The sequence below is a fragment of the Mesorhizobium sp. M4B.F.Ca.ET.089.01.1.1 genome, from assembly GCF_004022605.1.
Lineage (GTDB): Bacteria > Pseudomonadota > Alphaproteobacteria > Rhizobiales > Rhizobiaceae > Mesorhizobium > Mesorhizobium abyssinicae.
In genome coordinates this window covers 1-6319 of the sequence record NZ_RZOS01000346.1, presented here as the reverse complement: position 1 = coordinate 6319, position 6319 = coordinate 1, and the positions used below count along the sequence as shown (strand labels likewise).

The 6319-nt window shown below is 65.2% G+C and carries 9 protein-coding genes; 2 read left to right on the top strand and 7 right to left on the bottom strand.

The genetic code is table 11. The features are described 5' to 3' along the window. From EN780_RS25155 to EN780_RS25140, 4 genes are all read right to left on the bottom strand, one after another. The coding region (locus tag EN780_RS25155; RefSeq protein ID WP_210215049.1) for a hypothetical protein at positions 1–847 on the bottom strand (847 nt) is incomplete at its 3' end. Continuing rightward, the gene (locus EN780_RS25150; protein WP_189556718.1) at positions 844–1740 is read right to left on the bottom strand and encodes an HTTM domain-containing protein; all 897 of its coding nucleotides are present in this window, start codon (positions 1738–1740) and stop codon (positions 844–846) included. The genes EN780_RS25155 and EN780_RS25150, both read right to left, overlap by 4 nt. Continuing rightward, positions 1724–2272: a hypothetical protein gene (locus EN780_RS25145; protein WP_128275633.1), complete on the bottom strand. Its 549-nt coding sequence runs from the start codon at positions 2270–2272 to the stop codon at positions 1724–1726. Before EN780_RS25145 ends, EN780_RS25150 begins: the two co-directional genes overlap by 17 nt. Before the next feature lie 27 nt (positions 2273–2299). Next, a complete protein-coding gene (locus EN780_RS25140; RefSeq protein ID WP_128275632.1) occupies positions 2300–2770 on the bottom strand; it encodes an Lrp/AsnC family transcriptional regulator in 471 nt (156 codons plus the stop codon). Positions 2771–2876: 106 nt separating this feature from the next. Between EN780_RS25140 and EN780_RS25135 the strand changes: the two genes are divergently transcribed. After that, positions 2877–3443 (top strand): alpha/beta hydrolase, encoded by a 567-nt coding sequence (locus EN780_RS25135; protein ID WP_128275631.1) that lies wholly within the window; start codon positions 2877–2879, stop codon positions 3441–3443. Positions 3444–3454: 11 nt separating this feature from the next. Here EN780_RS25135 and EN780_RS38940 read toward each other — a convergent pair whose 3' ends face one another. Together EN780_RS38940 and EN780_RS25130 are read right to left on the bottom strand one after the other, a co-directional pair. After that, positions 3455–3610, bottom strand: a complete 156-nt coding sequence (locus EN780_RS38940) for a hypothetical protein (RefSeq protein WP_189556716.1) — start codon at positions 3608–3610, stop codon at positions 3455–3457. A 185-nt stretch (positions 3611–3795) separates the two neighbouring features. Continuing rightward, complete coding sequence (locus tag EN780_RS25130) at positions 3796–4152, bottom strand: SPW repeat protein (RefSeq protein ID WP_127285774.1); 357 nt, start codon at positions 4150–4152, stop codon at positions 3796–3798. Positions 4153–4435: 283 nt separating this feature from the next. On the opposite strand from EN780_RS25130, the gene EN780_RS25125 reads away from it, so the two are divergent. Beyond that, positions 4436–4615, top strand: a complete 180-nt coding sequence (locus tag EN780_RS25125) for a hypothetical protein (RefSeq protein WP_128275630.1) — start codon at positions 4436–4438, stop codon at positions 4613–4615. A gap of 35 nt (positions 4616–4650) precedes the next feature. Here EN780_RS25125 and EN780_RS25120 read toward each other — a convergent pair whose 3' ends face one another. After that, positions 4651–5622, bottom strand: coding sequence for an SDR family oxidoreductase (locus tag EN780_RS25120; RefSeq protein ID WP_128275629.1), 972 nt, complete (start codon positions 5620–5622; stop codon positions 4651–4653). Positions 5623–6319: the final 697 nt, after the last annotated feature.

The window sequence follows — 6319 nt, the reverse complement described above, 5'->3', positions numbered from 1 at the left end:
GGGTGAAGCTCTGGTGAATGGAAACGAGTTTGTCCCGGTTGAGCCCGCCATAACCGGACGGAATTTCGAACACGCCGGGCGACGTCATCAGGTCGTCGAAGCCGACAATATGCTGGTTGGGCAGCGGCTCCTCCTCAGGTCCGCCTTTGCCCGAGACCGCTGAGATCACCACCGGCGCCGCGCCGACGACAATGTGCCGGCGCTGCGTCGCCCCGCCGACCGAGACGTCGACCAGCCATTCGCCCGATGTCGCGGGTGCGCTGAAGCGCCCGTCTGGACCGACCTTGGCAGCGGCCGTGACGCCGTCCGGCCCCGTCAAGGAAACGCGCGATCCGGCGGCGACCACGCCGCTGATCGTCAGATCCGCCGCGAGCCCGACCGGGTGCGTCGTGCGCAGCGCGATCATGTCGCCCGGCGATCCGGGCGAAACGACGTAGTCGCTTTCCTGCGAAGCGTTGCCGGTGGTGACGGAGAAGCCCGGCGGAGGCACGACCCGGAACGCATAATGTCCGGGGTCGACGACTTCGAGATCGCGCTGAATGACCGACATCCGGAAATTGGCGAAGCCGTCGACATTGGTCAACCGCATGATGGTGCTGCCGTTCGGCTTGTCGAGCTCGACGGCCGCGCGCGACATCGGCCGGTCGCCGAGATCGTAGACGCCGTTCCTGTTGAGGTCGCGGAAGACAAGCAGCGACGTGTTCATCTGGCCGCCGTTGAAGGAACCCCACGCGCGCTTGGGATAATAGGCCTCAGCACTGCCGGCACGGGCCGCGCCGCAGATCATGGCCAGACCGATGGCCCCCGCGGTCACGAGAGCGCCCGAAAACAACAAACCACGCTTCACGAAATTTCCTCTCCGGCAGTCCCTGCCAATCCGATCCCCTGGAGACGCGCAATGACCTTGTCGACGGCATCGGCATCGAAATAGGCGAGATAGAGCAACGCCATGGTGGCGCTGAACGTATAGACCGGCAGCGTCAGATAGATGATGGCGTGAAAGGCCAGGCCAGGCAGGACCAGATAGCGCCTGCTGCGGCGAAACGGCAGGCCGAAGGCCAGGCAGTATTCGAGCGCGACCACGGCGACGGAAACGACGATTGCGAGCCAGGCAAGGCCGGCCGGATAGTCCGAGCCGGCGTAGTACCAGAGGAATATCTGCTCGATCCGCGCGCCGCTGAGAAAGGCGTAGCTCGACTTGTCGAAGGCGGCGAAGAAATAGAGCACCGAGAGCTGCACCACGATCAGCCGCAGCCCCCACAGATTGCCGCGCTCCGCCGGCGGCGGCAGGCCGGCGCGTTCGGCGCGCATCACCGCCAGGTAGCGGTCCAGCGAGTAGGAGCGGCCGCAGGGGGTGAGCGCGATCAGAAGGACTGCGACGGTGAGCAGATAGACATGATGGTGGGTCCAGGGCTCGTGGCCAAGCTGGAAGCCGAAATAGTAGTACATCGCCAGCCCGACCGAGCCGGTCCAGACGGCGGCGACGCGGCTGTGATAGCCGACGAAGAGCAGCGCTGTCGCCGTGAAGAAGTTGACGGCCAGAAACAGGCCGGCCGGCGACTGGTCGATGTAGAGGAGCAGTTCGCCCGCCCAGCGCGACCAGAACAGCATCGCCAGGCCGATGCGGATCAACGCGGACGAACGCGACGAGCCCTCGGTGTCGACCGCCCAGCCGACGAAGCGTGCCGCCACGGCATCAATCGGACGCCAGCCGGCGATAGCGTCAGTCGGCGCAGGCATTTTCGGCATCGCTATGGATGGTCTGCCAGCCGCCGCGCGCGGCCTGGCGCGCGCGGACGCGGATGTCGGCGCCCTGGCCGGCGGCCGTGCAGAGCCGCTTGATGACGGAAGCGAGTTCGTCACGGCTTTCGATCCGCTTAAGCCTGCCGTTGCGAGAGGCGCCGAGCATCTCGAAGCGGTCGAGCGGGACAAGCGCGCCGTCGGACAGGCGGATTTCGAAGGAAGCGTCGATCACGCCCATCCCGATCGCGCTGAACATGGTCCAGGACCGCAGCCATGCCGATCGGACCCCGAAGACCTGCTCCGCGACCGGACCGGCCATCATGAACGCGGCGATGGCGATGAATGCGAACAACCGCAAGCGCCCTGCCGACAGCCGCCCGGCAGGCTCCGCACTCACCCTGATCGAGACGATATCCGTCACCCGCGCACCCCCGCCCCGATATAGACCGGTTCGACGCCCGTTTTTCAACTCCTCCCAGAAAAAGTCAGGGCTCGAGACCGTGCTTGTGGCCGATGCGCGGTGCGCCACGCGCGGCGGTAGACTCCACCTCGGCGCTCATCTCATGACCAGCTCCCGCCCCAGCCGCTTCGGCGGCTCGGCCCGCAGCACCACATTCGTGGTCACCGCGCCGTAGCGGCCGATGCCATCGACGATCGCCTCGAGATCGGGCGGCGACGGGACGAGCACCTTGACCAGGAAACAGTCCTCCCCGGTCACCCGCAGCACCTCGATCACCTCCGGCATCTGCGCGAATTTCTGCAGGCAGGCCTGGATGTGCTCATGCGTGGTGCGCAGCCGGATGACGGCCATGGTGCCGAGCCCGAGGGCGGTCGGGTCGACCACCGCGCGATAGCCGGCGACGATGCCGCGCTCTTCCAGCCGCCTCACCCGCTCGGAAGTAGCGGGCTGGGACAGGCCGACACGCCGGCCAAGCGCGGAAATGCCGATGCGGCCGTCCTCCTGCAGGATCTCCACGATCGCCATGTCGGTGGGGTCGAGCCTCGCTCTTGTCTCGCCGTTTGCCATGCCTGCCTTCAATCCATCGGGAAACCTGCCTGCTTTCCGATGATCTCTCATTCCGCCGGCTGGCGGAAGGCCTAGAATTGGCGGCATCGCATCGACAGGAATGTCCATGAACGAATTCATCATCGTGCCCGGCATCGGCGGATCGGGCGAAGCACACTGGCAGACGCGCTGGCAGCGGGCGAACCCGGCCATGCGCCGCTTCAGCCCGGCCAGTTGGGAGCGGCCGGACCTCGACGACTGGATCGGCGCCCTCGACGCTGCGGTGGCGGCGGCGAATGCCCCGCCCGTCCTGATTGCCCACAGCCTCGGCTGCCTGCTGGTCGCGCATTGGCAGCTTGTGTCGAAGCGTGCCTGCGCCGGTGCCTTCCTGGTCGCGGTTCCCGACCCGGCGAGCCAGGCCTTTCCGGCCTCGGTGCGCGGCTTTGCCGGCGCGTCGGCGGAGCGGCTCCGCTTTCCCTCGCTCATCGTCGCCAGCACCGACGACCCCTATGGCTCGCTGGAGTATGCCGGGACAAAGGCCGCGCAATGGGGAAGCGGCCTCCATGTTGCGGGAGCGCTCGGCCACATCAATGGCGACAGCGGACTGGGTGATTGGGCCGAGGGAATGAAACTGCTGGCGGCTTTCGCGAGCGAGGTCGGGCGAACCGCGCTGCTGGATGCAGGCACGGATTGACCGGGCCGATGCTAGCCGGACGGGACCTTCGAATTCTGGGCCTCGAGCCTGGCAGCCTCCTCCTTCTGCTTCTCGGCATCGGCCTTGCGCTTGGGGCAGTCCTCGAATTCGTGGTCGCGGCCGCCGCAATAGGAGCAGCATTTCGCGGGCGTTTCGGGGCGGAGCATCGAGGCCATTCCCAAGAATGCACGAAATGCTTTCCGGTTGCAGCAATTCGTGAAGGCGCGGCCACCGGCGTTCAGCCCATGCCCCGGCATGTCTCCTGCGCAGTCCCGGACGGGCTGCACACTTTTCCCGGAATTGCTTCAAAGGAGCTCGCCGCTCGCGCGGCGGGCTCCCAGTTAATCACCCGTCACGCATGCGCGTGCGGATGATGGACATCCCAGACCGCCCAGGCCGATGCGGCAACCACCAGAATGCCGAGAACAACATGGGTCGCCATCGCGTTGGCGTTTGCCATGAAGCCCAGCAGCCAGGGTGAGACGATCAGCCAAAGGCCGAGGACGAGATTGACCCATTCTTCCCACTCCGCGAACACCGAAAGCGTCGCCAAGGCCAGCGCGCCGAGCGCAACGCCTACGATCCAGGCGTTCCACGCGGGCATCGTCTCAGCGGCGAACCCGATGATCCAGGGGGAGATGAACAGGCAGATCGCGAGGACAAGATTGATCCAATCCTGGCCCCTCTTTCCTTCCATCATCATTGCCATAGACAACCTCCATGAAGATGAAGCTTGACCAAAGCACTACGTTTCGCGTGCAAGAGCACGCTTAGTCATTGATATAATTACGTTTCAAAATCCTTCAAGGTTTAGGCTACTTTTGCCTGACCCGCGGCCTCCGTGCCGCCGGCTGGAGATGCGTCACTTTTTTGGAGGAACCCTCGGGCCATCAGCACGTTCGCCCATGACCGCATTGCAAATAGCAAAAATTTGCATTGGCAAACAAAGATGCCATATTAGCTGACTAAACGATTCGTGGTATCGTGAACCGATGGCCAAGAAGAAACCAAGACCGATGCTTTCCGCGATCCCGGCCGCCTCCGCGGCCGAGGCTTATGAGGCATCCTACTTTGCCCGCAAATGCGGCCTGACCCGCGACGAGGCGCTCCGGATAATGCGCGAGGCGCAGGTCGTCGTGAAGGCACCCTCCGAAGGCAAGCGCAAGGGTTAGGCCCCTCCCCGCATCTCAAGATCACGCAAGTCTCCTCAATAGCCGCCGACGATCGGCAGGATCTCGCCGGTAATGTAGCTTGAGCATTGCGGCGAGGCGAGAAACACATAGGCCGGCGCGATCTCCTCCGGCTGGGCCGGCCGCCTCATCGGCGTCTTGGCGCCGAACTGGGCGACATCCTCGGCCTCCTTCTCCGAAGGGTTGAGCGGCGTCCAGACCGGGCCCGGCGCCACCGCGTTGACGCGGATGCCCTTGCCGATCAGGTTGCCCGACAGAGCGCGGGTGAAGGCGTGGATGCCGCCCTTGGTCATCGAATAGTCGACCAGATGCTTCGACCCCTCGATACCGGTGACCGAACCGGTGTTGATGATGGCCGAGCCCGGCTTCATGCGCGGCACGGCCTCCTGCGCCATATGGAAATAGCCGTAGAGATTGGTCTTCAGCGTGGTGTCGAAATGCTCCTCGGTGAGGTCGGCGAAATCGGTCGAATGAATCTGGAAGGCAGCGTTGTTGACCAGCACGTCGAGGCCACCCAATGCCTTCACCGTCTGCTCGACCGCCTTGCGGCAGAAGGCGCGCTTGGCGACGTCGCCGCGCAGCGCCAGGCAGCGCCTGCCCTCGGCCTCGACGGCGCGCTTCGTCGTCTCGGCGTCGCGATCCTCGCTGAGATAGGCGATGGCGACGTCGGCGCCTTCGCGCGCGAACAGCACCGCCACGGCGCGACCGATGCCGGAATCTCCGCCGGTGATCAGCGCCACCTTGCCGTCGAGTTTCTTCGAGCCCTGCCAGAACGGCGCGTCGTAGAGCGGCGCCGGCTCGATCGCCCACTCCTGGCCGGGCTTCGGATGATGCTGCTTCGGAAAAGGCGGTTCGGGATAGCGGCGGGCGCCGGCCTGCATGGCGGCCGGCTCCTTAGCCTTCGGGCTGCGGCGGTCGCGGGCGTCGACCTTGCGCTGCACCCGGCGCTGCTTCTGGGCGGCTTTCGACGTGTCGGACCTTGTCAGCATCGGTTTCTCCTTCGGTTCGAAGGGACAACGCATGCCGGCCGAAAAGGTTGGCGGGCGAAAACCTGGTCGCAATGAACCGTGTCCGCCCGTCCCGCGGATACATCAAAGTTAAATGCGGCCGGCAGGCGCGAGGTGGTAGTTCATTTGCGGCGGGGGGCACTGGGAGGAGCCCAATGGACGTTCGAAATCTGATCGGCAGATTGTCCTCGACCTTGCTGCGCCAGCGCGCGGCCGCTTCTCCGGCCCCCTTCAGGCCGAGCCGCGACGCGCTCGCCGACGTCCCGCTGAAGCCGCGACCGCGGCCACCATTTCGGCCGCACCCGCCGATCCGGCCGGCAAGCAACATGTAGCCACTCGACGCAGCCAAGGCGGAGACAAGCAGACCATGAAATGGGCAGGCATGAAATCGGCAGAGATGAAATCGGCAAACATGAGATCGCTTGAGATGACGCATCCGCTTCTGGTGCTTGGCATCGCCGCCTTCACGATCGCGCCCTTCGCGGGGCTGCTGTGGCGAACGAGGGAGTGGTTCGGCTGGTGAACGGCGATGAGCCGGTTCCTGCCCCTGACGATCAGGTTCGCCGACGGCGGCTCGATGGTCGTTTCATCCATCGCCGAAGCGAAGAAGGCGCTCGCCAGGGCATGGAAGGATAAGGACGCGCCGGCCTATGTCGCGGCGGCGCGTCTGGTGGATGAC